This window comes from Streptomyces sp. JHA26 (genome assembly GCF_002005565.1).
In the GTDB taxonomy this organism is placed as follows: Bacteria; Actinomycetota; Actinomycetes; order Streptomycetales; family Streptomycetaceae; genus Streptomyces.
Window position 1 is genome coordinate 1 of sequence record NZ_BDJC01000080.1, and the last position, 26,647, is coordinate 26,647.

Annotated in this window: 20 protein-coding genes and 1 riboswitch; of the genes, 12 read left to right on the plus strand and 8 right to left on the minus strand. The window is 69.3% G+C overall.

Features of this window, described 5'->3' with window-relative positions; translation table 11 throughout:
• The 5 genes from JHAT_RS30870 to JHAT_RS30890 form a co-directional block, all read left to right on the plus strand.
• Window positions 1–338 (plus strand): flavodoxin-dependent (E)-4-hydroxy-3-methylbut-2-enyl-diphosphate synthase (locus JHAT_RS30870; protein WP_171991140.1); only part of this gene is annotated, 338 nt, incomplete at its 5' end.
• A 27-nt stretch (window positions 339–365) separates the two neighbouring features.
• Window positions 366–2,306, plus strand: a complete 1,941-nt coding sequence (gene dxs, locus JHAT_RS30875) for a 1-deoxy-D-xylulose-5-phosphate synthase (protein ID WP_077801588.1) — start codon at window positions 366–368, stop codon at window positions 2,304–2,306.
• Entirely contained in the window at window positions 2,307–3,692 is a 1,386-nt protein-coding gene (locus tag JHAT_RS30880) for an aspartate aminotransferase family protein (RefSeq protein WP_077801589.1), read from the plus strand. It abuts the gene before it with no gap.
• A 73-nt stretch (window positions 3,693–3,765) separates the two neighbouring features.
• Window positions 3,766–4,410: a helix-turn-helix domain-containing protein gene (locus tag JHAT_RS30885; protein WP_077801590.1), complete on the plus strand. Its 645-nt coding sequence runs from the start codon at window positions 3,766–3,768 to the stop codon at window positions 4,408–4,410.
• A complete protein-coding gene (locus tag JHAT_RS30890) occupies window positions 4,407–4,526 on the plus strand; it encodes a DUF6126 family protein (protein ID WP_077801591.1) in 120 nt (39 codons plus the stop codon). Before JHAT_RS30885 ends, JHAT_RS30890 begins: the two co-directional genes overlap by 4 nt.
• Before the next feature lie 25 nt (window positions 4,527–4,551).
• On the opposite strand, the gene JHAT_RS30895 is transcribed toward JHAT_RS30890, so the two are convergent.
• Window positions 4,552–5,349, minus strand: a complete 798-nt coding sequence (locus JHAT_RS30895; RefSeq protein ID WP_077801592.1) for a tyrosine-protein phosphatase — start codon at window positions 5,347–5,349, stop codon at window positions 4,552–4,554.
• A gap of 439 nt (window positions 5,350–5,788) precedes the next feature.
• Window positions 5,789–5,947: riboswitch (cyclic di-AMP (ydaO/yuaA leader) on the plus strand.
• A gap of 4 nt (window positions 5,948–5,951) precedes the next feature.
• Between JHAT_RS30895 and JHAT_RS30900 the strand changes: the two genes are divergently transcribed.
• Window positions 5,952–6,881, plus strand: coding sequence for a M23 family metallopeptidase (locus tag JHAT_RS30900; RefSeq protein ID WP_077801593.1), 930 nt, complete (start codon window positions 5,952–5,954; stop codon window positions 6,879–6,881).
• A 258-nt stretch (window positions 6,882–7,139) separates the two neighbouring features.
• Window positions 7,140–7,925, plus strand: coding sequence for an SGNH/GDSL hydrolase family protein (locus tag JHAT_RS30905; RefSeq protein ID WP_077801594.1), 786 nt, complete (start codon window positions 7,140–7,142; stop codon window positions 7,923–7,925).
• Between the two features lie 36 nt (window positions 7,926–7,961).
• On the opposite strand, the gene JHAT_RS30910 is transcribed toward JHAT_RS30905, so the two are convergent.
• Both JHAT_RS30910 and JHAT_RS30915 read right to left on the minus strand, forming a co-directional pair.
• Window positions 7,962–8,582, minus strand: a complete 621-nt coding sequence (locus tag JHAT_RS30910; RefSeq protein ID WP_077801595.1) for a TetR/AcrR family transcriptional regulator — start codon at window positions 8,580–8,582, stop codon at window positions 7,962–7,964.
• Between the two features lie 45 nt (window positions 8,583–8,627).
• Window positions 8,628–9,227 (minus strand): carboxymuconolactone decarboxylase family protein, encoded by a 600-nt coding sequence (locus JHAT_RS30915; RefSeq protein WP_077801596.1) that lies wholly within the window; start codon window positions 9,225–9,227, stop codon window positions 8,628–8,630.
• Window positions 9,228–9,436: 209 nt separating this feature from the next.
• On the opposite strand from JHAT_RS30915, the gene JHAT_RS30920 reads away from it, so the two are divergent.
• On the plus strand, window positions 9,437–10,630 hold the full coding sequence (locus tag JHAT_RS30920; RefSeq protein WP_171991141.1) for an MBL fold metallo-hydrolase: 1,194 nt from the start codon (window positions 9,437–9,439) through the stop codon (window positions 10,628–10,630).
• 283 nt (window positions 10,631–10,913) lie between these two features.
• On the opposite strand, the gene JHAT_RS30925 is transcribed toward JHAT_RS30920, so the two are convergent.
• Window positions 10,914–14,378 (minus strand): DNRLRE domain-containing protein, encoded by a 3,465-nt coding sequence (locus tag JHAT_RS30925; RefSeq protein WP_077801597.1) that lies wholly within the window; start codon window positions 14,376–14,378, stop codon window positions 10,914–10,916.
• Between the two features lie 573 nt (window positions 14,379–14,951).
• Here JHAT_RS30925 and JHAT_RS36025 point away from each other — a divergent pair.
• The 3 genes from JHAT_RS36025 (at window position 14,952) to JHAT_RS30935 (ending at window position 22,837) form a co-directional block, all read left to right on the plus strand.
• Window positions 14,952–15,833 (plus strand): hypothetical protein, encoded by an 882-nt coding sequence (locus JHAT_RS36025; RefSeq protein ID WP_375603599.1) that lies wholly within the window; start codon window positions 14,952–14,954, stop codon window positions 15,831–15,833.
• 62 nt (window positions 15,834–15,895) lie between these two features.
• Window positions 15,896–22,003: a polymorphic toxin-type HINT domain-containing protein gene (locus JHAT_RS30930; protein WP_375603600.1), complete on the plus strand. Its 6,108-nt coding sequence runs from the start codon at window positions 15,896–15,898 to the stop codon at window positions 22,001–22,003.
• Between the two features lie 69 nt (window positions 22,004–22,072).
• The gene (locus tag JHAT_RS30935) at window positions 22,073–22,837 is read left to right on the plus strand and encodes a barstar family protein (protein ID WP_077801598.1); all 765 of its coding nucleotides are present in this window, start codon (window positions 22,073–22,075) and stop codon (window positions 22,835–22,837) included.
• Window positions 22,838–22,937: 100 nt separating this feature from the next.
• Here the strand turns inward: JHAT_RS30935 and JHAT_RS30940 are convergent, their stop codons facing one another.
• The 3 genes from JHAT_RS30940 to JHAT_RS35855 are packed head-to-tail and all read right to left on the minus strand — an operon-like array spanning window position 22,938 to window position 25,010.
• Entirely contained in the window at window positions 22,938–24,245 is a 1,308-nt protein-coding gene (locus JHAT_RS30940) for a site-specific integrase (RefSeq protein WP_077801599.1), read from the minus strand.
• Window positions 24,245–24,397 carry a DNA-binding protein gene (locus JHAT_RS30945; protein WP_077801605.1) on the minus strand — a complete coding sequence of 51 codons (153 nt, stop codon included), beginning with the start codon at window positions 24,395–24,397 and terminating at the stop codon, window positions 24,245–24,247. The genes JHAT_RS30940 and JHAT_RS30945 overlap by 1 nt, the downstream gene beginning before the upstream one ends.
• 28 nt (window positions 24,398–24,425) lie before the next feature.
• Complete coding sequence (locus JHAT_RS35855; protein ID WP_307718365.1) at window positions 24,426–25,010, minus strand: replication initiator; 585 nt, start codon at window positions 25,008–25,010, stop codon at window positions 24,426–24,428.
• Between the two features lie 161 nt (window positions 25,011–25,171).
• Between JHAT_RS35855 and JHAT_RS30960 the strand changes: the two genes are divergently transcribed.
• Window positions 25,172–25,735: a Uma2 family endonuclease gene (locus JHAT_RS30960; protein WP_253195665.1), complete on the plus strand. Its 564-nt coding sequence runs from the start codon at window positions 25,172–25,174 to the stop codon at window positions 25,733–25,735.
• A 417-nt stretch (window positions 25,736–26,152) separates the two neighbouring features.
• On the opposite strand, the gene JHAT_RS30965 is transcribed toward JHAT_RS30960, so the two are convergent.
• Window positions 26,153–26,647: YdeI family protein (locus JHAT_RS30965; protein WP_077801603.1), on the minus strand; the 495-nt coding region annotated here is incomplete at its 5' end.

Consider the following 26,647-nt stretch of genomic DNA (forward strand, 5'->3'; position numbering starts at 1 on the left):
GGAGGGGCCTGGAGATCGTCTCCTGCCCGTCCTGCGGCCGCGCCCAGGTCGACGTGTACAAGCTGGCCGAGGAGGTCACCGCCGGCCTGGAGGGCATGGAGGTCCCCCTCCGCGTGGCGGTCATGGGCTGTGTCGTCAACGGGCCCGGCGAGGCCCGCGAGGCCGACCTCGGCGTCGCCTCCGGCAATGGCAAGGGTCAGATCTTCGTCAAGGGCGAGGTCATCAAGACCGTCCCCGAGTCCAAGATCGTGGAGACCCTCATCGAGGAGGCCATGAAGATCGCCGAGCAGATGGAGAAGGACGGCGCGTCGGGGGAGCCGGCCGTCACCGTGAGCTGAACAGCACCGACCGAAGGGGGCCCGAGCGTGACGATTCTGGAGAACATCCGGGGACCACGCGACCTGAAGGCGTTGTCCGAGGCGGAACTCGGCGAACTGTCCGACGAGATACGCGATTTCCTGGTGCACGCGGTCACCCGCACCGGCGGGCACCTCGGACCCAATCTCGGCGTGGTGGAACTCACCGTCGCCCTGCACCGGGTCTTCGAGTCGCCGGCCGACCGCATCCTGTGGGACACCGGCCACCAGAGCTACGTGCACAAGCTGCTGACCGGGCGTCAGGACTTCTCCAAACTGCGCGGCAAGGGCGGACTGTCCGGCTACCCCTCCCGCGAGGAGTCCGAGCACGACGTCATCGAGAACAGCCACGCCTCCACCTCGCTCGGCTGGGCCGACGGCCTCGCCAAGGCCCGCCAGGTCCAGGGAGAGCGGGGCCACGTCATCGCCGTCATCGGCGACGGAGCGCTCACCGGCGGCATGGCCTGGGAGGCGCTGAACAACATCGCGGCCGCCAAGGACCGGCCGCTGATCATCGTCGTCAACGACAACGAACGCTCCTACGCGCCGACCATCGGCGGCCTCGCCGACCACCTGGCGACGCTGCGCACCACCGACGGCTACGAGCGGGCGCTGGCCTGGGGCAAGGAACTGCTCCAGCGCACGCCCGTGGTCGGCGGGACCGTCTACGAGGCCCTGCACGGCGCCAAGAAGGGCTTCAAGGACGCCTTCGCTCCGCAGGGACTCTTCGAGGACCTCGGGCTCAAGTACGTCGGCCCGATCGACGGACACGACATCGGGGCCGTCGAGTCGGCGCTGCGGCGCGCCAAGCGCTTCCACGGACCGGTGCTGGTGCACTGCCTCACCGAGAAGGGCCGCGGCTACGAGCCCGCCCTGCGCCACGAGGAGGACCACTTCCACACGGTCGGCGTGATGGACCCGCTGACCTGTGCGCCGCTCACCTCCCCGGACGGGCCGTCCTGGACCTCCGTGTTCGGCGAGGAGATGGTGCGGATCGGCGCGGAACGCGAGGACGTCGTGGCCATCACCGCGGCCATGCTGCACCCGGTCGGCCTCGCCCCCTTCGCCGAGCGGTTCCCCGACCGGGTCTGGGACGTCGGCATCGCCGAACAGCACGCGGCCGTCTCCGCCGCCGGCCTCGCGACGGGCGGACTGCACCCCGTCGTCGCCGTCTACGCCACCTTCCTCAACCGCGCCTTCGACCAGCTCCTGATGGACGTGGCCCTGCACCGCTGCGGCGTCACCTTCGTCCTGGACCGGGCGGGCGTCACCGGCGTCGACGGGCCCTCGCACAACGGCATGTGGGACCTGTCCGTCCTCCAGGTCGTCCCGGGCCTGCGCATCGCCGCGCCGCGCGACGCGGACCAGCTGCGCGCCCAGTTGCGCGAGGCGGTCGCCGTCGACGACGCGCCGACCCTGCTGCGCTTCCCGAAGGAGTCCGTCGGACCGGCCCTCCCGGCCGTGGACCGGGTCGGCGGGATGGACGTCCTGCACGCCGCCGGCCGGCCCGAGGTGCTGCTCGTCGCCGTCGGCGTGATGGCACCCGCCTGCCTCCGGGCCGCCGAGCTGCTGGAGGGCCGCGGCATCGGGTGCACCGTCGTCGATCCGCGCTGGGTCAAGCCGGTCGACCCGGCGCTGCCGCCCCTGGCCGCCCGGCACCGGCTGGTGGCCGTCGTCGAGGACAACAGCCGCGCCGCCGGGGTCGGCTCCGCGGTGGCGCTGGCCCTCGGTGACGCCGAAGTCGACGTACCAGTACGGCGGTTCGGCATCCCGGAGCAGTTCCTCGCGCACGCCAAGCGCGCCGAGGTGCTCGCCGACATCGGCCTCACCCCGGTCGAGATCGCCGGCCGGATCAGCGCGAGCCTGGCCGTCGGGGAAGCGGCCGGGGAAGCCGTCGGGGAAGCGGCCGGGGACGGCCGGATCGTCCTGCCAGGGCAAGGAGAGAACTGAATGACCAAGGAGTTCGACCTCGGCGCGCTGCTGTCCGAGCGTGGCGCCGAGCGGTACGAGCTGCACGCGAAGCACCTCAACCACCAACTGCCGCGCATGCTGCGCACCATCGGCTTCGACAAGGTCTACGAGCGTGCCGAGGGCGCGCACTTCTGGGACGCGGACGGCAACGACTACCTGGACATGCTCGCAGGGTTCGCCGTGATGGGCCTGGGCCGCCACCACCCCGTCGTCCGCAAGGCCCTGCACGACGTCCTCGACGCCTCGCTGGCCGACCTGACCCGCTTCGACTGCCCGCCGCTGCCCGGACTGCTGGCCGAGCGGCTGCTCTCCTACAGCCCCCACCTGGACCGCGTCTTCTTCGGCAACAGCGGCACGGAGGCGGTGGAGACCGCGCTGAAGTTCGCCCGGTACGCGACCGGCAGGCGCAGGATCCTGTACTGCCCGCACGCCTTCCACGGACTGACCGCCGGCTCGCTGTCCGTCAACGGCGAGAGCGGCTTCCGGGACGGCTTCGCCCCCCTGCTGCCGGACACCGCCGTGCCGCTCGGCGACCTGGACGCCCTGGCCCGGGAGCTGAAGCGGGGGGACGTGGCCGCGCTGATCGTGGAGCCGATCCAGGGCAAGGGCGTCCACGAGGCCCCGCCCGGCTATCTGCGCGCCGCGCAGGAGTTGCTGCACCGGCACAAGGCACTGCTGATCGCCGACGAGGTGCAGACGGGCCTGGGCCGCACCGGCAGGTTCTACGCCTACCAGCACGAGGACGGCGTCGAGCCCGACCTGGTGTGCGTCGCCAAGGCACTGTCCGGCGGGTACGTGCCGGTGGGGGCCACGCTCGGCAAGGAGTGGATCTTCCAGAAGGTGTACTCCTCGATGGACCGGGTGCAGGTCCACTCGGCGAGCTTCGGGTCCAACGCGCAGGCCATGGCGGCCGGGCTCGCGGTGCTGTGGGTGATGGAGAACGAGGAGATCGTCGCCAACGCCGCCGCCGTGGGCGAGCACCTCAAGTCCCGGCTCACGCAGCTGGTGGACCGCTACGAGCTGCTCGCCGACGTCCGGGGCCGGGGGCTGATGATCGGCATCGAGTTCGGCCGGCCGAAGTCGGTGCGGCTGCGCAGCCGCTGGACGATGCTGCAGGCCGCGCGGAAGGGACTGTTCGCGCAGATGGTGGTGGTGCCGCTGCTGCAACGGCACCGGATCCTGACGCAGGTGTCCGGCGACCGCCTGGAGGTGATCAAGCTGATCCCGCCGCTGATCATCGACACGTCGGACGCGGACCGGTTCGTCGACGCCTTCACCGAGGTGATGGAGGACGCGCACAACGGCGGCGGCCTGATGTGGGACTTCGGGAAGACGCTGGTCAAGCAGGCGGTGGCGAACCGCTGACCACCGGCCCACCGTGATTTGCCTGGGAGGCAACAAAATTGCCTTTCAGGCAAAACTCGGGCTGAATGGAGGCATGACCTCCTCGAACGGCTCATCGGAGGAACCGGCGGACGCCGTGCCCCCCGTGGTCGCCCCGCAGCTGCGTGCCCTGCGCCGCCGCGCGGCCCTCACCCTGGAGACGGCGGCCCGCGCCGCCGGGCTGTCGCCCGCCCACCTCTCCCGCCTGGAGACCGGGCAGCGCCAGCCCTCGCTGCCGATGCTGCTCTCGCTCGCCCGCGTTTATGGTACGACCGTCTCGGAACTGCTCGGCGAGACGGTCGCGGGACGGGACGCCGTCGTGCGGGCCGGGACCATGGAGCCCACCGCCGCGGGCGGCTGGACGTACTGGCAGGCCGGCGGTTCCGGCCGCGGGATGCAGGCCCTGCGCGTCCGCGTGCCGCACGGCTCGCAGGGCGACATCGTGCGCGTCCACCCCGGCGAGGAGTGGCTCCACGTCCTGCGGGGCCGGCTGCGGCTGCGCCTCGGGGACGCCGTGCACCTGCTCGACCCGGGCGACAGCGCCCACTTCGACTCCCTGACCCCGCACCGGATCGAGGCCCGGGACGTCGACGGGCTCGAACTCCTCTTCGTCCACACCCTGCTGCAGAGTCCGACGCCGGCGCTGTGCCTGGGACCCGCCGCCACACCGACCCGTCACACCGCAGGAGAGATGCCATGAGCTCGATCCAGGACAAGCTCCCGCGCGCCCTGTGGGTGCGACTCCTCGTCTACATCGTCCTCGGACACGTCGTCGCGGGCTTCCTCTTCCTGCTCTTCGAGGTGGGCGCCAAGTAGCCGGCCGGCACCGTGGGCGGGTGGCTCAGTCCAGCATCCGCTCGCGCAGCCGCTCCCTGGTCTCCGGGGTGACGCCCAGCCCCTTCTCCAGGTAGGCGTCGACCCCGCCCCAGGTCTCCTCGACGGTCTCGAAGGCCGCCGCCAGGTACTCGGCGCGCGCGTCGAACAGGGGGCTGAGCAGCTCCATGACCTCGGGGGAGTAGGCCGAGGCGGCGGAGCCGCTGCGGCGCACCTTGTAGCGGCGGTGCGTCGCGTTCGACTTCAGGTAGTCCTCCACCACGGCGTCGCGCCGCACGCCCAGGGCGAGCAGGGTGATCGCGATCGACAGGCCCGCGCGGTCCTTGCCGGCCGCGCAGTGCATCAGCGCGGGGACGCTGTCCTCGGCGAGCGCGTGCAGCACCCGGGAGTGCTCCGCCGTGCGCTCCTTGATGATCGTGCGGTAGGAGGCGATCATCCGGTTCGCGCCCTTGCCGTCCGCCAGGATCGTGCGCAGCTGGTCGAGGTCGCCGTCGCGGACCATCTTCCAGAACTCGGCGCCGTCGGCCGGGTCGCTCAGCGGCAGGTTCACGTTGCGCACGCCCGGCAGCGCGACGTCCGGGCCCTCGAGCTTCTGGTCGGCGGCGTTGCGGAAGTCGAAGACCGTGTGCAGCTTCAGCGAGGCGAGGAACGCGGCGTCCTCCGCGGTGGCGTGGGCGAGGTGGCCGCTGCGGAACAGCACGCCGTGGCGCACGCGTCGCCCGTCCACGGTCGGCAGTCCGCCCACGTCACGGAAGTTGCGCACACCGGCCAGCTCGGGTTCGGTCGACGGGACCTGCTGCGTCACGGGGGCTCCTCCCACTCCGCCCCGCCGGCGCTGCTCGCCGTCGGGCGCCCAGCCGACGATACGGCATCCCTTGCCTGCGGCAACGAGTCGCCCCCAGGGTGGCCGACGGGGCCGAATATCGCCTATCTGCACCTTCTGCCCCAATTGGCTGATTCATCCCAACTTCCAGGCATATAAGGGGAGCTGGTGCATCTCCCGTGAGCAGCGTCATAGAGGTGACCGTGCGTTGCTCGTCATGCTCACGTAATTCATGCGGTTTTCGAGGCGGTTTACGGAAAGGGACGCCCGCGGAATTGACGGAGTGTGACCGCTCCTTCCCCCAAAGGATCACGCGGAACACCTGCCCGGGGAACCTCTCGCTTGTCCGTTCGCGTCTTGGTCCCTTACGTTCACCACCGATCCGGACGGACGCCTAATCCTGCCGCCGACCGGAGCCCGCACTCGTCCACCACCCGTACACGGCAGGAGCGGGGGACCCACAGGTAAGACCGCCTGTTCCGGTTCCCGGAAGAGGCTCGGGGTAAAGCCGCGGCACGACGCGGCCGGGCATCTCCAGCCCGCACCCGACAGCTCACCTCGCAGGCGCCGGAGAGGAATGCGCCATGCCCGCGAAGGGTAAGCACCGCCGTACCAAGGCCCAGCGCCTCACCCGCACCATCGCCATCGCCGGAACCGGTGGCGCCGCGCTCGCGCTCCCGCTGATGGGTGCCGCCGCCGCCCAGGCCGCTCCCGCGCACTCCGTCGCCGGCCAGTCCGTCGCGGCCGGTGCGCAGCAGTCGGCCGACAAGGGCTCGGCCTCGCACACCTACGTCGTGAAGAGCGGCGACTACCTCTCGAAGATCGCCGAAGAGCAGCACGTCGACGGCGGCTGGAAGAAGCTGTACGCGGACAACCGCGAGGCCGTCGGCTCCGACCCGTCGCTCATCCGCCCGGGGCTCGAGCTGACGATCGGCCAGGAGGCCGCGCCCGGCACCGCCACGTCCTCGCCGTCCTCGCAGGAGTCCGCCGAGAAGCCGGCCGAGGCCGAGAAGTCCTCCGCGCAGACCGCCGAGAAGGCGTCGGGCGCCGCGAAGACCACCGCGCCGAAGTCCTCGGACACGAGCACCGGGTCCGCCGGCACCACCAGCGGCTACACCGCCCCCGTGGCCGGCGCCGGCGTCGGCACCCCGTACCACCGGTCCGGCAGCATGTGGTCCAGCGGCTACCACACCGGCACCGACTTCGTCGTCCCGACCGGCACCTCCCTGAAGGCCGTCGGCGCGGGCACGGTCGTCTCCGCCGGCTGGGGCGGAGCGTACGGCAACCAGGTCGTCATCAAGCTCGCCGACGGCCACTACGCCCAGTACGCCCACCTGTCCTCGCTCTCCGTCTCCGCCGGCCAGTCGGTGACGGCGGGCCAGCAGGTCGGCCTCTCGGGCGCCACCGGCAACGTGACCGGTCCGCACCTGCACTTCGAGATCCGCACCACCCCGGACTACGGCTCCGACGTGGACCCGATCGCCTACCTGCGCTCGCACGGCGTCTCCGTCTGACGACGGTCCCCGCGCAGTCCTCGTGCAGTTTCCGCGCAGTCCCCGCGCGGTTTCCGCGCCACCGAAGGCCGGACCCCGATCCCCGGGTCCGGCCTTCGGTGCGCCCGGCACCGGAGCGCGCTTATTCCTGAGTTGGCGAACACTTTAGAAGTGGCCTTTCTCACCGCCCGTCAACCCCTTCCTACGGTCGCGTAGGTCACATTCCACGGTGAATCATGGGCCGACGTGGCAGACGATTCGAAGAGTGACAGCAGAACAGTGATCGGGTCGTACGTGGCGTTGGGGGACAGCTTCACCGAGGGCGTGGGCGACCCCGGCCCCGACGGGGCGTTCGTCGGCTGGGCCGACCGGTTCGCCGTACTGCTCGCGGACCGGCGCCCCGAGGGCGACTTCACGTACACGAACCTCGCCGTCCGCGGCAGGCTGCTCGACCAGATCGTGGCGGAGCAGGTCCCCCGGGCGATCGAACTCGCGCCGGACCTGGTCTCGTTCTGCGCCGGCGGCAACGACATCATCCGGCCCGGCACCGACCCCGACGAGGTGGCCGAACGGTTCGAGCGGGCGGTGGCCGCCCTGACCGCCGCGGCCGGCACGGTGATGGTGACCACCGGCTTCGACACCCGCGGAGTGCCCGTCCTCAAGCACCTGCGCGGCAAGATCGCTACCTACAACGGGCACGTGAGGGCCATCGCCGACCGTTACGGCTGCCCGGTCCTCGACCTGTGGTCGCTGCGCAGCGTCCAGGACCGCAGGGCCTGGGACGCCGACCGGCTCCACCTGTCGGCCGAGGGCCACACCCGTGTGGCGCTGCGCGCCGGCCAGGTCCTCGGCCTGCGCGTCCCGGCCGACCCGGACCAGCCCTGGCCGCCCCTGCCGCCGCGCGGCACGCTCGACGTCCGGCGGGACGACGTGCAGTGGGCACGGGAGTACCTGGTGCCGTGGATCGGGCGCCGGCTGCGCGGCGAGTCCTCGGGGGACCACGTGACGGCCAAGGGGACGCTGTCGCCGGACGACATCAAGATGCGGATCGCCACGGTGGCCTGAGAACGGGGCGCCCCGCGGCTGACGGACCGGGGTCCGTCAACGCCGGGGCGCGGCCAACGCCTCCCGGTCCAGACCGAGTTCCCGGGCGAGCGCCTCGTCCACCCACCGCAGCGCACGGGCCCGGGACACCGTGCCCCCGTACGACGTCAGCTGCACGGCCAGCCCGTCCAGCAGCGCCGTCAGCCGCAGGGCGGCGCCGTCGGGGTCCGGGCACGGGAACTCCCCGGCGGCCGCGCCCTCCGCGATGACCTCGGCGATGGCCGCCTTCCACTCCCGGTCCAGCTCCCGCGTGACCTCCCGCAGCGCGGGCTCGCGCAGCGACGCCGCCCAGCCCTCGACCCACAGCCGCCAGCCCTTGGCCTGGCCGGTCGGGGCGTACCACCGCACGGCCGCGCGCAGCCGGCGAAGCGCCGACGTACGGCGGCCGAGCAACGCCCGCAGACGGGCCAGGTCGTCCTCGGCGGCATGGGAGAACGCGGCGGCGACCAGCTTCTCCTTCGTCGAGAAGTGGTAGAGCACCAACGCGCTGCTGACACCGAGCGCGGCGGCCACGTCGGCGACCCGCAACGCCGCCACACCCCGCGCCGATATCTGCTCGACGGCCGCACGCAGCAGCTCCTCGCGCCGCTGGGCCACACTCAACCGAACTCTCGCCACGCCGTCACCCTATACAGGGCGCACGTCCGTGCGACGGCCGCCGCTTCAGACCCCGCCGGACCGGTCCGCCGCGGCGGGGGCCGCGTCCGCGCGCCCCGTGCCGGGCAGGTCGCAGGAGTCCTTGAAACCCTGGCTGGTGAGGTCGAGCGCGGCGTTGATGCGGGAACGCAGGTTCTCGACGGCGATCATGGCCGTCAGCTCCACGAAGGCCGGCTCGCCCAGCCGGCTCCGCAGCCGCTCGGCGAGGTCGTCGTCGACGGTCGGCGGGGTCGCCGTCGCGGCCTCGGCGTACTCCATGACGTCGCGCTCCAGCGGCGTGTAGGCGTCGCTCTCCCGCCACACCGGCACGTCGTGGAGCTTGCGCCGGTCCATGCCGCGCTCCGCGTTCTCCCAGTAGCCGAAGTCCATGCACCAGGAGCAGCCGATCGAGGCCGCCGAGGCCATCACGGCGAGCGCCTTCAGATCGGAGTCCAGCCTGTTCCACCCGGCCACGGACTGCTCGAACCGCAGGTAGCCCCAGAGCACGCGCGGATCGTGGGCGAGCGCCTTGCCGGGGTCGAGGACCTTGCCGTAGGTGCGCCGGGAGTACCACTCCATGACACGGAAGAAGAGAGTCCGGGGCGGGGTGAGGGATACGCGGGCCATGGGGAGCCACCTTCCTGTCCGTCGGCCTGCCCGTCGGTCTGTCCGCCGGCCGGGCCGATCTGTTCCGATCCGTTCCGTTCCGGGCGCTCCGGCGGGAGCGCCTCTCACCGTGACGACGAGTGGAGGGAACCCGGACGTGACATCGGTCGTTCGAGGTGACGTCGGACAGGACGACGATGAGAGCCTGACCCACTCCACCAGGAGGTACCGTGGCCGCCCCCCGTTCCCCCCACACCGGGCTCCGCGTGCCGCGGCCCGCCGCCTTCGGCGCGGATCCGGGCGGTGAGCGCATGGCGCGCATCCGCAGATCGCCGCACTTCCGCGACGGGGTGTTCCAGAACCCCGGGGGCACCGCCCGGACCCGGCCCTCCGGATCGGCCCGCGAGTTCGCCAAGGTCTACTTCGACCGGGAGTCGCGGCTCGGCCGTGCCCCGCGCGGCACGGTCCCGGTCCACGCCACCACGCTCGCCGACCTCGCCCGGCCGCCCGCCACCGGGCTGCGGCTGACCTGGGCGGGCCATTCCAGCGTGCTCGCCGAGATCGACGGTCAACGGGTGCTCTTCGACCCCGTGTGGGGCGAGCGCTGCTCCCCCTTCCCCTTCGCCGGCCCCAAGCGGCTGCACCCGGTCCCGGTGCCCCTGGCGGCCCTGGGCCCGGTCGACGTCGTCGTCATCTCCCACGACCACTACGACCATCTGGACATGCCCACGATCAAGGCGCTGGCCGGGACGGACACCCTGTTCGCCGTACCGCTCGGCGTCGGCGCCCACCTCGAGCACTGGGGCGTGTCCGCCGGGCGGCTGCGGGAGCTGGACTGGCACGAGTCGACGCGCGTCGGCGGCCTCACCCTGACCGCCACCCCGGCCCGCCACTTCTGCGGACGCGGACTGCGCAACACCCAGCACACGCTCTGGGCGTCCTGGGTCGTCGTCGGCGAGCGGCACCGCATCTACCACAGCGGCGACACCGGCTACTTCGACGGCTTCCGGGACATCGGCGCGGCACACGGCCCGTTCGACGCCACGATGATCCAGCTGGGGGCGTACTCCGACTTCTGGCCGGACATCCACATGACGCCCGAGGAGGGCGTACGCGCCCACCTGGACCTGCAGGGGGGCGAGCCGGGCGGTGTCCTGCTCCCGATCCACTGGGGCACCTTCAACCTGGCTCCGCACGCGTGGGCGGAGCCGGGGGAGTGGACGAAGGACGCGGCCGGGGAGGCCGGCCAGGCGGTGGCGTTCCCACGGCCGGGTGAGCCGTTCGAGCCGGTGGGGGAGCTGCCGGTGGAGCCGTGGTGGCGGGCGGTGTCGCAGCCGATCGCGCACCCGTGGCGGCGTCCGCGGGGCGCGGGGGACGCGGCCGGGACGAGCAGGGGGGATCTCGACCTCGCGGGGGAGCGGTGAGGGCGGTCGGGGAGGGGCCCGGGAAGACGGTCCGGATAGCGGAGCGTCCCCCGGTCGAGAGGCGCGACGGTGCCGCCCGGGCCTCGGACGGGGCGCCCAGGGAGGCATCCGACACAGCGCGATTCCGTTCAGCACGAGCCTCGGCGACAGCGCACCGGACGTCCGCGCCGGCAGCGCCTGCCGGTCGGCCCTCAGCCGCACCCGGGCCTCGGTCCCTTCCCCGCTCAGCGCCCCCGGACCCGCTTTCCCGAGGAAGCGGGTCCGGGCGCTCGGAGGCGGCAGGTCATCCGATGGCGATGCGGGTTTTCCAGTGCCCGTTCCGCCCGATGATCTCCGTGCCGGATCCGGACAGGACGGTCTTGCCGCCCGCGTAGAAGCGCAGGGATCCGTCGGAGCGTACGGTCCAGATGTCGGGAACGGCGTCGCCGTTGGCGTCGGGGGTTCCGATCAGCAGCGGGATGCTGGTGCCGGACCAGCCGGAGACACCGTAGACGGCGTCGGCACCGTCGGCGGAGTCGGCCGCGGAGGCCAGGGAGGTCAGGTCGGTTCCGCCGCCGGCGGCCTTGACGCCCTTGCGCAGCATGAGCCGACCGGAGGCGTCGCTGCGGTAGACCAGGTCGGTCACTCCGTCGCCGCTGATGTCGGCCGCGGTGACGATGTCGCGGTCGGCCCAGGAGGTGGAGGACAGGCGGATCGCCTTGTCGACGGTGGCGCCGTGGTAGCCGGTGAAGACCCAGATCTCCTCGCCCACGGTGGCGAAGAAGTCCGTGCGTCCGTCTCCGGTGGCGTCGCCCGCCGAGACGATCTGGGTGAGGTAGGTGGGGCTGGGCGCGTTGGACGGCAGGAGGATCTCCACCCGTCGGTCGATGTTGACCGCGCCGTAGCCGTCGCCGGGGTAGACCCAGAGCTTGCCGCCGACGCGGACGACCAGGTCCTGGAGGCCGTCACCTCCGTAGATGTCGCCGTTGTGGGCGATCAGTGAGTCCTTGAAGTGACCGGAGGGTGCGGCGACGAACGGTGGAAGACCGTCTTCGGAGCCCGGGTCCTTGGCGGGATTGGCGCGGTAGGCACCGGACATGGAGTAGTCGAGGTCACCGCTGGGGCGAGCGAGGTCGGGTGTGGCCTGGGACGGGTAGAGAGCGAGATTGCCCTCGGCGGTCACGGTCATGAGGTCGGCGAGGTCGTCGCCCGTGAAGTCACCGGGGCTGTCGGCTTCGTCGCGCGGACTGACGTAGAAGAAGTAGAAGGCCGGGTCGGAGGGGTTGCCCGCCGAGTCGACACCACGGATGTACAGGACGTTGGGGCCGGCCGTCGGGGGCTTGGCGTCGGCGATGGTCGTCGGGGTGGTGACGGCCGTTCCGGCGGTACGGCTCCTGGAGAAGTTGTAGTCGGGGCTGTTGAAGGAATACTCGAAGCGGACGGTGTCGGTGGAACCGGCGTAGACGGTGAAGGAGCCCGCCGTACCGAACTTCAGCTTCGACCAGTTGGCGTCCTCGGCGTCGTTCCCGAATCCGTTCTCCGAGCCGTCTGCGTTGGGGAAGTCGGTGGAGGTGACTTTGGGGCGCTTGGGGGCGGTGGTGTCCAGGATGAACCGGCAGGGCGTCGTGGCCGGTGAGTAGCCGGAAGTGGCGCCCTTGTCGTCGATGCCGCGGACCCGCCAGGAGTAGAGGGTTCCGTCGGTCAGCTTGCTGGTGGAGAAGGCGGGTGTGGAGCGCAGGGCGTCGCCGCCGTCACTGCCGGTGGAAACCTTGCCCGCGGAGCCGAGTATGTCGCCGGTGGTGCCCCATTTGCCGGTGGGCCAGAGGTCGAAGTCCAGGTAGTCGAGGTTGCTGTCCTGGTCTTTGCCCCGTGCGGTGAAGGTGACGCTACCCTTGCCCATCCGGACGTACGGCTCGGTGGTGGTGCACTTGGCGTCGGGGGACAGGTCGAGATGGGTGGGGGACGAGGGGCGACGGTTGTAGACGAGTTCGAGTGCCGGGCCGTTGTCGCCGTTGGCCTGGAACTTCTTCCAGGAGTACTGGGAATTCTCGTCCCGGGCACGCAGACCGAAGGTGATTCCGGAGCGGCCGAGGTCGGCGTAGTTCTGTGCGGCCTTCTTCACGTCGAAGGTCTCGTAGGCGTCGCGGCAGCCTGATTTGTAGCCGTGTGCGAAGCTGCGGGTCTGCAGCCTGTTGCCGTCGGTGAGTTTCGGGGCGTTCTTCCAGTTGGTCTTCTTGCTGATCGCTCCGGTGACGTGGACGCTCATCGAACGGGCGCTGCAGGACCAGGAGTACGTTTCCAGGAGGCGCAGCTTGGCGCTGCTGATCTTCGCGCCCTTGAGGTTCTTGTCGAAGTCCATGGTGAAGAAGGAACGCGAAGTGCCCCAGGTGTCGGACTCGAAGCCGACCCGGGCCTCGTGGGTGCCGCCCTTGTTGAAGCCCTTGCCGTTGTAGAAGGTGGCGTTGGGGTGCCGGCTGTAGGCGGTCGTCCAGTTGTCCATGTGCTTGGTGACGGACGGGTCGATGAAAACTGGGTAGGTCGTCTCCGGAGCGTTGAGGAAGCCCAGGTCCGGGGTGATGACCCAGTTGTCGCCCGAGAGGTCGGACTCCACGGTGTTGCCCAGCGAGTCCGGGGAGGGCCCGTCGAGCAACGGGAGCGAAAGCGTTGCCGCTGTTCCGCTCTGCGACGGGCCCGGGGTGGGCTCGGCGGGAGCGGTGGGTGGGGCGGTCTCCGAGGGGATGACTTCAGGGTTGTCGGTGGGGGTGGGCAGGCTCGGGGCTTCGGATTCCCGGTCGGTCTGCTCGTCCGACTCGGCGTCGTTCGTCGCCTCCTCGGTCGGCACCGCTTCCGGTGTCCAGGACGTCGGGTTGCCGGGCTCGGGGCTCTCCGAACCGGTCGGTTGGGCAGTGGCTCCGACCTGTCCGTCGGTGACGGCGGGCTGGCCGGTGGAGTCCCACATCAGCGGGGTGCCGGAGCTGGCCACCTCGTTGCCGTAGAAGGTCTCGGCGGTGAGGACGCCGGACAGTGGGTCGAGGCGGAAGGTCAGGTCTTCGGAGGTGATGCCGTACGAGAGCTGCTGCACCAGCGGGTTGGCCGCGGCTGTCCGGTTCTTCAGGACGAGGAGCTGGGCGAAGCCGTCGTTGTCCGCCGTGAGAACCAGGTCGGCACCGGGGAAGATCTCCGGGTACAAGGCACGAGAACCGTCGATGACGGGGGCGGGAACCGGTCCCGGCCAGGTGAGCTGGATGGCGTACTCACCGGCATCGCCCGCATAGAGCGTGACGAGGTCGCTCGCTCCGGCCGCGGCGGGAGCGTTTTTCACCAGTGACACACGCCGGCCCTCGGCCCGGGAGGCCCGCTCCGGGTTCTGCTTGCCCGAGCCAGCGGTGAACACCATCCGGGCGCTGGTGGCCGTGGTCTCCCAGCCGGCCTCACTGCGCCGCAGATCCGTGTCGATCGCGCGCCATTCGCCGTCCTTGCGGACCCGGACCGGCGAGGCATGGAACCGCTTGGCGAGCTGGCCGTCGGGACGGGCCCAGGTGGTGGAGCGCTCGGTGCGGTCCGCGGTGACCTCGACCTGCTTGCCCGTGCGGGCGGCCTGGACGAAGGCGGCGCTCTCGGTGACCGCCTTCGCCCGCTGGGGCTCGGCCTGCTGCTCTCCGTCGGAGCGTGTGCACCCGGCATAAGTGATGCCGGTCGCTGTGACCGCTGTGGCGAGGAAGAACGCCAGGGCGCGGCGTCCGGGCCTGCGGAGCTGAGTGGTTGGCATCGTGAGAGGTCCCTTTCCCCATGCCCGGCACACGGATCGACGCGTGCGGGCTCCTCCGGAACGATGTGGCCGGCCATGGCGAAGCGGACCGTTCCGTACGGGGGCGCGGGCATGGCAGGGCGAGCTGATGATGACTCATGAGACGCCTGTCGTCACCCTGCGAATTCTCGTGCCCGGGATTCGGGCCGGGCGGTCCCCGTTTCTCCGGGCACCTCCCTGCTGGGGCCGGTGAGTGTCCACCGTGCCGAAAGAGTTCTCATATCGGTCCGAAATGCCTCATGATTAAAGCTATTTGGGTGCCCATGAGTTATTTTCGAGCGAAATTGGACCTGCGTCAGGATGTGTGCCTCCTTGGGGGGCGCCGTCCGATCGGTGCCCCCTGTGAGTGATTACCTCGTTACAAGGCGTGACGATCATCACTGATGGTCTGAACCTCTAGCGTTCCTTCACATCTCTCTCACAGAATTCGCCCGATCTGTTTCGTCCTGCGCGAGGTCCGTTTCCGGCCCCGCTCCAAGTGGTCCGGGGGGACCCTCCGTGTTCGGTCGAACTCGCCTTTCCCGAAGCCTGCGCGTGCGCAGAGCGGTTGTCGCCGCAGCCGGTGCTGCCGTGCTCGCCGGTCTGCTGCCCACGGCGGCGATGGCCGTACCGCCGGTCCCTCTGGTCGACGAACCGGGGCGCGAGGCCCTGCGTCTCGAGTCGCTCGACAAAGTCGTCCCTGCCGACGGCGCCCCGGTCAACCAGGACGTCGAGAGCCTGAAGACCGACGTTCCGCAGGACAGGGAGGCGGCGCCGCCCGGCACCGCCACTCCGCTTCCCGCATCCACCACCACGGTCACGTTTCCGTCCGGCACCGCACGGAGGTCGCCCGCCGCCGTCGAGCCCCAGTCGCCGGGCCAGGTCCCGGTCACGCTCGCCCCGGCCGAGGGGCAGCCCACGCCCACCGGTGCGTGGGGCGTGACCGTGGACGCCCGCACCGACGTCACCACGCAGGGCGTGGACGGTGCGGTCATCCGCGTCGACCCGCCGGACACGGGCGCGGTGCCGGTCTCGCTCTCGCTGGACTACGGCACCTTCGAGAACCTCTACGGCGCCGACTGGGGCTCGCGCCTGCGTCTGGTCCAGTTCCCGGCGTGTTACCTGACCACTCCCGATGTCGAGGAGTGTCAGGCGTACACAGAGCTGGAGACGGTCAACGACCCGGACACCAACACGGTCTCCGCGACCATCGACCCGGCCGCCGACGACACCGTCGCCCCGGCGTCCGAAGGCACCTCCACCCAGTCGGCGGGCTCCCGCCTCCTGGACGCGGCAGGCAGCGGCGACTCCACCGTGATCGGCGCGGTCGACTCCGGAGCCGGCCCCGGCGGCTCGTTCAAGGCGACCCCCTCGCCCCGACCGGCTCCTGGTCGCACGGCGGCAGCTCCGGGGCCTTCGTCTGGTCCTACCCGCTGACCGTTCCAACGCCTCCGGCCGGCCCCGTTCCGGCGATCGCGCTCACCTACAACTCGCAGTCCGTGGACGGCCGTACCGGCGTCTCCTCCCCTCAGACCTCGTGGATCGGCGAGGGCTGGGACTACGACCCCGGCCACATCGAGCGCCGCTACCGCAGCTGCAAGGACGACCGGAAGACCCTCGATGCGGGTGCCCCCAACAACACTGCCAAGACCGACAAGACCTCCGACCTGTGCTGGGTCTCGCACAATGCGGTGATGTCCCTCGCCGGCCGGACCACCGAACTGGTCCGCGTCGGCACCACCAACACCTATCGCCCTGCGTCCGACGACGGCACCCGCGTCACGCTCAAGACCGGTGCGGCGAACGGCGACAACGACGGCGAGTACTGGGAGGTGACCACCACCGACGGAACCGTGTACACCTTCGGCCGTCACGAGGTCGGCGGCGGCCATGCCGACACCAACTCGGTCTCCACGGTCCCCGTCTTCGGTAACCATCCCGGCGAGCCCTGCCACGCAACCACCTTCGCCGACTCACGCTGCGGGGCGGGCAAGCAGCAGGCGTGGCGCTGGGGCCTGGACAAGGTCACGGACGTCCACGGAAACGTGATGGTCGTCAACTGGAAGCAGGAGACGAACTACTACGCTGTCCGCGACAAGCGCAAGACCCCGGAAGCCTACGAGCGTTTCGCCTACCCCACCACCATCGACTACGGAATGCGCTCGGACGACCTGTCCAAGCCTTCCGCGCAGGTCAGCTTCGGCGTCAAGCAGCGCTGCCTGAAGTCCACCACCGCCTGTGACGCGGCGAACTTCGCCAAGACCGACGACCCTGGCGCCTACCGCCCCTGGTGGGACACCCCCGGCAACCTCAACTGCAAAGCAACGTCCAAGCTCTGCCCCGGCTTCCCGTCCTTCTGGACACAGATGCGTCTGGACACCGTCACCACCCTTGGTGCCCGCCCCGGCGTGACCGGCCTGGGCAAGGTCGACGTCTACGCCCTCCACCAGTCGTTCCCCGACGGCTGGTACGACACCTCCCCAGGACTCTGGCTCAACTCGATCACCCGCACCGGATACGGCCCCGGCGACACCACCGGCACCATCCAGTCCAAGGACGGCGTGAGCTTCGCCGAGTACCGCGTCGGTTCCTCCTCTCCGCTCCAGTCCCGCCTGCGTGACCGCCAGCTCCCCAACCTCGTCCGCACCGGCCCCACGGACCAGCGTCCCGCCTTCACCCGCCCCCGCATCGGCACCGTCGCCACCGAGGCCGGCGCCGACATCGAGGTCGAGTACACCGGCGGCTGCGCCACCCCGCCTTCCGAGGACAAGGAGAAGGCGAACGGAACCTGCTATCCGGTCCGCTGGTCCCCGGACGGCGATGAGCGGACCCCGCCCAAGCAGTGGTTCAACAAGTACGTCGTCGCCTCCGTCGTGGAGACCGACAAGGTCACCAACCACGGTGTGCCGATCGTCACCACGTACAAGTACGCCGGCCCGGCCTGGGCCAAGTCCGACGACGAGTTCCAGCGACCCGCCCTGCGCACGTACAGCGACTGGCAGGGATACCGCCAGGTTTCCGTGACCAAGGGCAGCAAGACCACGTCCAGCAAGACCGGCAATGACGACCCGCAGTCACAGTCGTACTCCGAGACGCGCTACTTCCTCGGCACCGGCGGCGAGGTCAAGGACACCACCGGCACCTACACCCTGGCGAGCGATGATGCCCGCCAGTACGCGGGCCAGGTCGCCGAGGTCCTCACCTACAAGGACTCGAACAAGCAACTCGTCCGGCGCACCCTGAACTTCCCCTGGTCCAGGCAGACCGCCTCCCGCGCCCGGGAGGCGGAGGACGGCTCGGCCATGGAACCGCTCCTCGCCCACCGCGTCGGCATCAAACGCACCGACGACATCCAGTCCCTCGACGACGGATGGCAGTCCAAGCGCACCCTCACCACCGTAGACGACACCTACGGCCTGGCCACCGAGATCGAGAGCTTCGTCGTCAAACCCGACGCCACCGGCGGCGAAACGCGCTCCGAGCAGGAATGCACCCGCAACACCTACGTCCACAACACCGACGCGCACCTGATCGGCCTGATCTCCCAGAGCCGGACGATCGCCGTGCCCTGCGCCCAGTACGCCGACGCGAATTACGCCACGCACCTGCTGAAGTCGGTCCGCACCAGCTACGACAACCTCGCCCACGCCGCCACGCCGCTCAAGGGCCTGCCCACCACCGTCGCCGAATCCAACGGCGCGGGCGACGCACACAGCATCACCGCCACCACCACGTACGACTCGCTGGGCCGTATCCGCAAGGTCACCCGGCCGGATCAGGGCACCACCGAGAACGTCTACACACCCGCCGACACCGGAGGCCCGCTCACCGGCCTCAAGACGATCAACGCCCTCGGGCACACCACCACGACCACTTTCGACCCTGGCCGTTCCCTCCCCCTCACCGTCACCGACCCCAACGGCCGCGTGACCCGGTACGAGTACGACGACCTCGGCCGCCTGGTCAAGGGCTGGTCCCCGACCCGCTCCGGCGGCACCCAGACCCCCGACGTCCAGATCAGCTACCAGCAGGCCACCGCCACGCCCTCCAGGACCAGCCCCGCCGCCGTCACCACCAAGACGATCAAGGACGACGGCAGTTACGCCTCCTCGGTCACCATCTACGACGGCCTGCTCCGCCCGGTCCAGACCCAGAACGAGGCCCACGGCCCCGGCCGCATCATCACCGACACCTCCTACGACGACCACGGCCGGACCAGCATCGTCACCAGCGGCTACCTCGCCGCAGGCCAGCCCACCGCAACACTGTTCCAACCCAAGTCCACGACGCTCATCCCCAGTTACGTCAAGACCCAGTACGACGGCATGGACCGTACCGTCCGCCAGGCGACCTACCACGACGGTGACTTCCAGTACGAGACCTTCACGTCGTACGGGCCGAACACCGTGCACGTGGACCCCCCGGGCAACACATCCCCGGCCACGTGGACCACCACCGACGCCCTCGGCCGGGTCACCGAGATCGAGCAGTACACCGACGCCGGCCAGTCGGCCACCCGATCGACCCGCTATGCCTACGACGTCCGCGGCAACCGCTCGGAAGTCATCGACCCGGCTGGCAACAAGTGGACGTACAAGTACGACGCACGCGGCCGCGTGATCGAGGCCACCGACCCGGACACCGGCACCACCAGGACGACCGCGTACGACGGCGCCGACCGTCCCCTCGCCACCGTCGATGCCAACGGCAAGTCCCTGTACACGACCTACGACGTGCTCGGGCGAGTGACGGCCGTCCGCGAGGGTTCGGCCACGGCCAGCCCCATCAAGTCCTTCACCTTCGACGCTGTCGGTGCCCTCGGCATGCCGGTCGCCTCGACCCGCCACGCCGCAGACGGCGACTACGTCACCAAGATCACCGGCTACACCACCGACTACCAGCCCACCGGGCGGGACATCACCATCCCCGCCAACGCCAAGACCACCGGGCTTTCCGGCACCTACAGCTACGCTTACAGCTACACGCCGACCGGCAAGCCCCTCTCGGTGACCTACCCGTCCAAGGGCGGCATCGCCTCCGAGAAGGTGGTCACCCGCTACAACGAGGACGGCCTGCCCGAGTCCACGTCCGGCTCCAGCTGGTACACCGCTGACGTCACCTACTCCCCGTTCGGTGAAGTCCTCCGCACCGTCTCCGGCTCCCAGCCCTACCGGGTGTGGACCACCAACTTCCTCGACCCCCACACCGGACGCCTCCAGCGCACCGTCGCCGACCGCGAGACCGCTTCGCCCCACCGCATCACCGACAGCTACTACTCCTACGACGCCTCCGGCACCATCACATCGAATTCCCGCAAGCTGAGCGAAGCCTCGGGCTCCACCTGGGACACGCAGTGCTACACCTACGACGCCCTTGGTGAGCTCGTCCACGCCTGGACCTCCGACATCACCCCCACCGGCACGGGCAACGGCTGCAAGACCGCCGATGGGGCCACCTTCGGCTACCGCACCGACTACGCCCTCTCGTCCGGCCCCGTCGCGGACGCTCCGAACGCGGCCGACGACACCGCCAGCTCGGACGCCTCGCTGACCAGCACGCTCGCCGCAGCCGCCCCGGCCGCCGGCACGGTGGCGACCTCCGCCACTGCTTACCGCCAGGCATTCACCTACGACTGGATCGGCAACCGCTCCACCCTCACCGAGCACAACGTCACCGACCCCACCAAGAACATCACCTACCGCTCCACCTACGGCACCACCATCACCGGAAACGGCACCACCGAATCGGTCACCACCCAGCCCCACACCCTGGCCTGGGTCTCCACCACTCCCACCGGCTCCGGCAGCGCCTACGCCTACGACCTGGCCGGCAACACCACCAAGCGCGACCTCGCCGACGACACCCAGAGCTTCACCTGGACCGCCGAGAACAAGCCGGCCACCGTGACCACCGGCGCCACTACCGTCAACTACACCTACGACACCGGCGGCCAACGTCTCCTGGAGAACTCCAGCAAAGGCTCCACCCTCTACCTTCCCGGCGGCGAACTCACCACCGACAGCACCGGAAAGATCACCAAGGCGACCCGCACCTACGTCCACCCCGGCGCCCCCACAGTCGTCCGCACCTCGAACGGCACCAGCACCGGCCACACCCGCAACATCCAACTCGCCGACCATCTGGGTACTGCCAACACCACGATCCAGATGGCCGCCAACCAGCCGGTGACCAGGCGGGCCTTCAAGCCCTTCGGCGAGGCCCGCGGCCCCCAGCCGACCTCCTGGCCGGACAGGCGCAGCTATCTGGGTGCCGGCATCGACGACACCGCCACCGGCCTGACGCACATCGGCGCGCGCGAGTACGACCAGGCCAACGGCCGCTTCATCAGCGCGGATCCGCTCCTGGACATCACGGACCCGTTGCAGATGAACGGTTACGCCTACGCCAAGAACAGCCCCGTCAGCACCAGCGATCCCGACGGCATGAAGCCGGTCACCGACTGCTGGAGAGGCTGCAAAATCGGCAATAGCGTCTACCGGGACTGGATGGTCCCGGGGAGTGACGGAGGTTGGTCCATCCGTCACGAAACATCTGTGTACAGCTACGACGTGGAGGGCGACCTCCATAGCGTCACCCGAACCGGCAGCTACCATCCCACGCTGGGCACAACGACCGTCATCAAGCCGTACAACCTGACAGCCCAAAATAAAACACTCAAGTTCGTGGCCTCCCTCGTCATCCCTGATGTCGAGTCATGGAAGAAGACGCTTTCCGGAGAGGCAAACGGCTGGGACTATCTTGGCGTCGCCTCGGACCTCCCGTTCACGAAGGTCTTGAAGCTGGTACCCGATTCGGTCGTGAAAAAGGGTAAAGAGGCCACCGAGGATTGGCTCAAGAAATTCGCTTCCGGATGTAAGTGCTTCCTTGCAGGCACCCAAGTCCTCATAGCCGACGGCAAGACCAAAGACATCGAGAAAATCAAAGTCGGCGACGAGGTTGTCGCCACAGACCCGGAAACAGGAGAGACCCGCCTCCGCAAGGTCACCCGCCTGATCGTCACCGAAGACGACAAGCACTTCAACGAACTGACCATCGAAACACCCGACGGGCCCGAGAAGCTCACCGCAACACACGAACACCCCTTCTGGGTCCCAGAGGTCGGCGCCTGGGTCGAGGCCCGCGACCTTGCCGCCGGCACGACCCTCAGAACCCCCGACGGCACCACCGTCCGCGTCATCAGCAACCGGGCATACACCAAGCACGCTCGGACATACAACCTCACGGTCGAAGACCTGCACACGTACTATGTGCTGGCTGGTGCTACTCCGGTTCTGGTTCACAACAGCAATGGCTGCCCCACTGGGAGGTTGTCGGATCCCCTGCCCAGGGGGATGAACAACAAGATCGCTTCCGCCTACGACGACGTGAAGGCGGGGCGAATCCCTTCGCACGACACCTATTCGGGGCGTGAACATCCGTGGTGGGCAGGATCTAAGGAATACCGCGTGCTTGGTAGGCCGGAAACCGACAGGATCCTGGAAAAGGAGTTGCCCAACGGCGTCAAGGTGTACGGTTGGACATCCACGCATTACACGAAGATTCAACGCTTCAGTGCACCCCACTTCCCTGACTCGGGGTGGAATTAGTAGCCTTATTCGTTAACTGGCGCGGTGACACTTCGGTGTTGCCGCGCCAGATCCGGTTAGGGGTCAAGCATGACTGGTGAATTGCCTATGGCGATTGAGGCGGATTTCCCGATGTATGTGGTGGTCGATGAGGAGTCTAGAGACGTACTTGTCGCGGCCGAAGATGTGGAGGGATTTTTTGTCGCCCCAGAGGAGGAGACGCCGGAAGTGGTATTCCTGAGGGCTCATGAGGTTAACAGGGGTAGGCGAAGGGGTGAAGATACCGTACTGGAGATTGTTAATCGCCGAGGGGAAAAGATTGGTGAGTACTTCATCGGCCGGGTTGCGCTCGGCGATGTCGGCACAGAATCGTCAGACGGTAAAATTTTGAGCGTTCCATATCGATTCTTTGGTAATCGTTGCGAGTATCCCGGTGCTGCAAAAATCTGGCGACGCTGGGCATTGGGCGTCGCAATGGAGAAGGGGGAATGGCTTCAGTGGCCGACGAGTCATCACAGCGCCTGGCTCCATGTTGTCCAGAACGCTTGGTTTACCTCGAATCACAGGGCAGCCCGCTATGGAGTCGATGACGTCGCACATTTGGATGGCGCCCAAATCTCGACGAAGTCGGGATTCTTCTGTGCATTGGGTGAGGCAGTTAATGGCCCTGGCGGGTACTTTGGGTCAAATCTTGACGCTCTGGCGGACTGTATTTCTTCGAGTTTCGGAGAGGGCCCTCCGGTGAAGATTGTTTGGCGAAATTTTCGAGTTTCCCGAGAGTCGCTGGATCGCACTTTTATGGACTCGGTTATGGAGGTTATGCGCGAATTTCACGTGGATGTCGCCATTCGCTGACTTCCGTTTGTCGTGGGTGTGCGCAAGTAAATTTGAAGCCCCGCCAGGCGGTTCCTGACGGGGCTTCTTCGTGGGGTGACGGCAGTAGTTGACGGCAACGTCAGCGGACGAGGGCGGCGCAGGGTGGCGGGTCGTCGCCGCCGGAGCGCGCCGTCTCGGTGGTCTCCCGGCTGCCGAGCGCGGTGCCGAGGGTGTCGATGGCGTCGCGCTGGAGGCGGAGTCTGACGTGGGCGTAGACGGCGGCGGTGACGCCGATGTGGGCGTGTCCGAGGAGTTCCTTGATCACGAGGAGTTCGACGCCCTGCTCCAGGAGCAGCGTGGCGGTCGAATGGCGGAGGTCGTGGAAGCGGATGCGGCGGAGTCCGGCCTTGCGGAGGAGCGTGCTGAAGGCGCGGGTGAGATTGGTCGGGTCGATCGGCCCGCCCTGCACCGTGGTGAACACATGCCCGCTGTGCTGCCACGCCGCGCCCGCGGTCTCGCGCTCGCGCTGCTGCCGCTCGTGGTGGTGCTTCAGTGAGTGGACGCAGCGGACGGGGAAAGCGATGCGGCGCTCGGAAGCCCGCGTCTTGGTCGGCAGCGCGGTGAGCCCGCCTGCGGTGGTGCGCTGAAGGGTGCGGCGGACGGCGGCGGTGCCCGCGTCAAGATCGAGGTCTTCCCAGCGCAGGCCGAGGAGTTCGCCCTTGCGGAGTCCGGTATGGAGAGCGAGTTCGAACAGGGCGTGCAACCGGTGGCCGCGTGTGGCCGCGAGGAGCTGGCGGGCTTCGTCGGCGGTGAGGGGTTCGAAGCGGCGGGGCCGTGGGGTGCCGGTGCGGACGTTGCGGGCGACGTTGCGCGGGATCTCCTCTTCGCGGACGGCGTGCTCCAGGGCGGACTTGAGGACGGAGTGGATGTAGGTGAGCGTCAGCGGAGAGAGCAGCTTGTGGCAGCACTGGCCGGTGGCGCAGCAGCGGGGCTGGTCGCGCCGGGCGTCGATGCCGCGCGTGCAGCACTGACAGGTGGTGCGGAGCTGGTTAAGCCAGGTGCGGACGTCCTTGGCGGTGAGCTTGGCCAGCTTCTTCTTGCCCAGGCCGGGGATCAGGTACCGGTCGACGCAGGCGGTGTAGCGGGTGTGCGTGTTCTCGCGGAGGTGGTGGACGACGACGTTCTCCAGCCAGTACGTCAGGTACGCGGCCACGCTGCCCTGCGCGGAGGGGGCGGGGAGGCCGCGGTTGCTGTTGGCGATCTTCTCGGTGAGCTTGGCCAGGGCCTCCTTCCGGGTGGTGCCGTAGACGCGAACACGGCGACGGGTGTTGCTGGGGGCGAGGACGTATCCGGCGGCTTCCCAGCGGCCGTCCTTGCGCTGGTAGACGGTTCCGTCGCCGTTGGCGCGCACACGGCGGGAGGCGGGAGTGTCTCGGGGCGTGGTCATCAGGCGGCGGCTTCCTGGTCGAGGCGGGTGTGGATGAAGTCGGCGGGGACGTGGGCGGGGATGCGGCGGGCGCGGCCGATGGTGATGGAAGCGAGCTGGCGTGAGCGGAGGAGGTCGTAGACGGCAGAGCGTCCGACCTTCAGACGGGCCATGACCTCGGGCACGGTGAGGAGTTCGCTGTCACGCACCGCCTCGCACCTCCGTCCCCGTTCCGAAGTTCGTTGCTGGTGGTGTGACGAGGGCGGCGAGGTGGTCGAGTTCGGGGGTGAGGCCGGTGCCGGCGTACACCCACTGCGAGAGCACCAGCGTCGACTCCTCCTCCGGGCCGGACTCGGCCGGGTTGTTGAGGGCGTGCTGGTAATCGGTGCGGGCCTGGCGGAGCTGGGCCAGAGTCGTGGAGTACTGGCGGGTCTTGGTGGAGAAGTGGCCCCGGAAGCCGAGCATGTGGGACCAGGCGCGGAGTTTGGGGTGGTTGAGGTCGCGGCGGGCTCCGAGCTTCCAGGCGGTGCGGATCATCCGCTCCGCGTGCGCGGGGACCTGGTAGGCGGGGAGTTCTGCGATGAGGCGGAGGCGGCGGTCAAGGCGGGCCCGCTGGCGCGGACCCGCGCGCGGCCGGTGCGCGGGGCCGGCCGCTACGGCGCCGCCCCGCTTACCCGGACCCGGCCCCTGGCCGCGCAGAACAGCACTCCGGAACAGCCAGTGGACCGCAGGAATCCCCCGACGCGCCAGCACTCGGCGGGACCGGACCAGACATGGGCGAGCCATGCCGACGCCCCTGGGGCGGGCGACTGAGCGGCACACTCGTTCGAGGTCTCGCTCACGGCGGCGAAACCTCGTGTCAGCAGGTGGGAGCGCCCGTATGCTGGCCGTGTACCGCGTGTCGAGGTCGCACCGAGACTGCCGGTCAGATGAGGAGGTGAAAGGGAATGAGCGTTGCCATGGACCACACCGGGCCGTGGACCGTCGCCGACGTCCTGGCCCTGCCCGAAGACCGCACCACCCGCTACGAGCTGCTGGGGGAGTCCCTCGTCATGTCCCCCGCCCCCGGCGTCCGCCATCAGCGGGCCTCGTTCCGCCTCCACGTCGCCCTGGACGCGGCTGCCCGAGCCGTCGGCGCGCCGGTGGAGATCCTGGAAGGCGTCAACGTCGTTCTGCCGTCCGGGCTGGTCGTGCCCGACCTGGTCGTGGCCGACGCCGGCGCGACCGCCGACGACCCTGTCACCGTCGACATCGACGCGGTCCAGCTTGTCGTCGAACTCGTCTCCCCCGGCAACAGCACCATGGACCGCAAGGTCAAGCCCATGCTGTACGCCGAGGCCGCCATCCCGCACTTCTGGCGTCTGGAGTTCGACCCCGCCCCCGTGCTCGTCATCTGTGAACTGCAGGGCGGTCGCTACGTAGAGCGGACCACGGTACTCGCGGGCGCGACCACCCACCTGGACGCCCCGTTCCCGATCGCAATCGATCCGGCTGGACTTTCCCGGCAGTAGACGCCTTCTGGCGGCAACGCTGACGGCAACCGGACCCGCCAGAGCCGGACGTCAGCGGATATCCACGGACCCATGGATCGGCATTGACCTGCGAAAACGCAGGTGAATAGGGGCCGCCCAGCACACGTACTATGTGCTCGCGGGCGAGACGCCGGTCCTCGTTCACAACAGCAATGGCTGTCCTGACGGGAAGCTGTCGGATCCGCTTCCGCAGGGGATGTCGAGGCACTTCGTCAATGCCTATGACGAAATCAGGGCCGGGAGAGGTGTTCCGCAGACGGGTCCTGCCACGGGAGCGCAGAAGGTATTCCAAGGCAAGGCGACTCACGAGAAGCGCTGGGCGGGTGCCCTGGAGTATCGAGTTCCCGGATCTAAGGGTGACAGCGCTCAGGTCCGGTCGCTCTCGGTGCCGGGCCGTCAGGGGTAGATCTTCTTGTTCTCGGTGAGCATGGCGACGTACTTCTCGATGCGGGCCGCCCGGGTCTCGGGCTTCTTCGCGTCCTGGATCCGGTAGAGGATCGCGTACCGGTTGCGGCTGTCGAGCGTGGAGAAGAAGTCCCGCGCCTTCGGGGACGCGTCCAGGGCCGCTCGGAGGTCGTCGGGCACCGTCGCCTTGCTCTGACTGGCGTACGCCGCCTCCCAGCGGCCGTCCGCCTTGGCCTTCTCCACCTCGCGCAGCCCCGCGGCCCGCATCCGGCCCCGCTCGACGAGTTCGGTGGCCTTCTGCCGGTTCACCTTCGACCACTTGCTGCCGGACCGTCGCGGTGTGAAGCGCTGCAGCCAGTGCTGTTCGTCCAGCTTCTTCTTCTGCCCGTCGATCCAGCCGTAGCACAGGGCCGACTCCAGCGCCCCGGCGTAGTCGACGCCGTCCAGTCCGGAGTCCTTCTTCGGGATCTTCAGCCAGACGCCCGA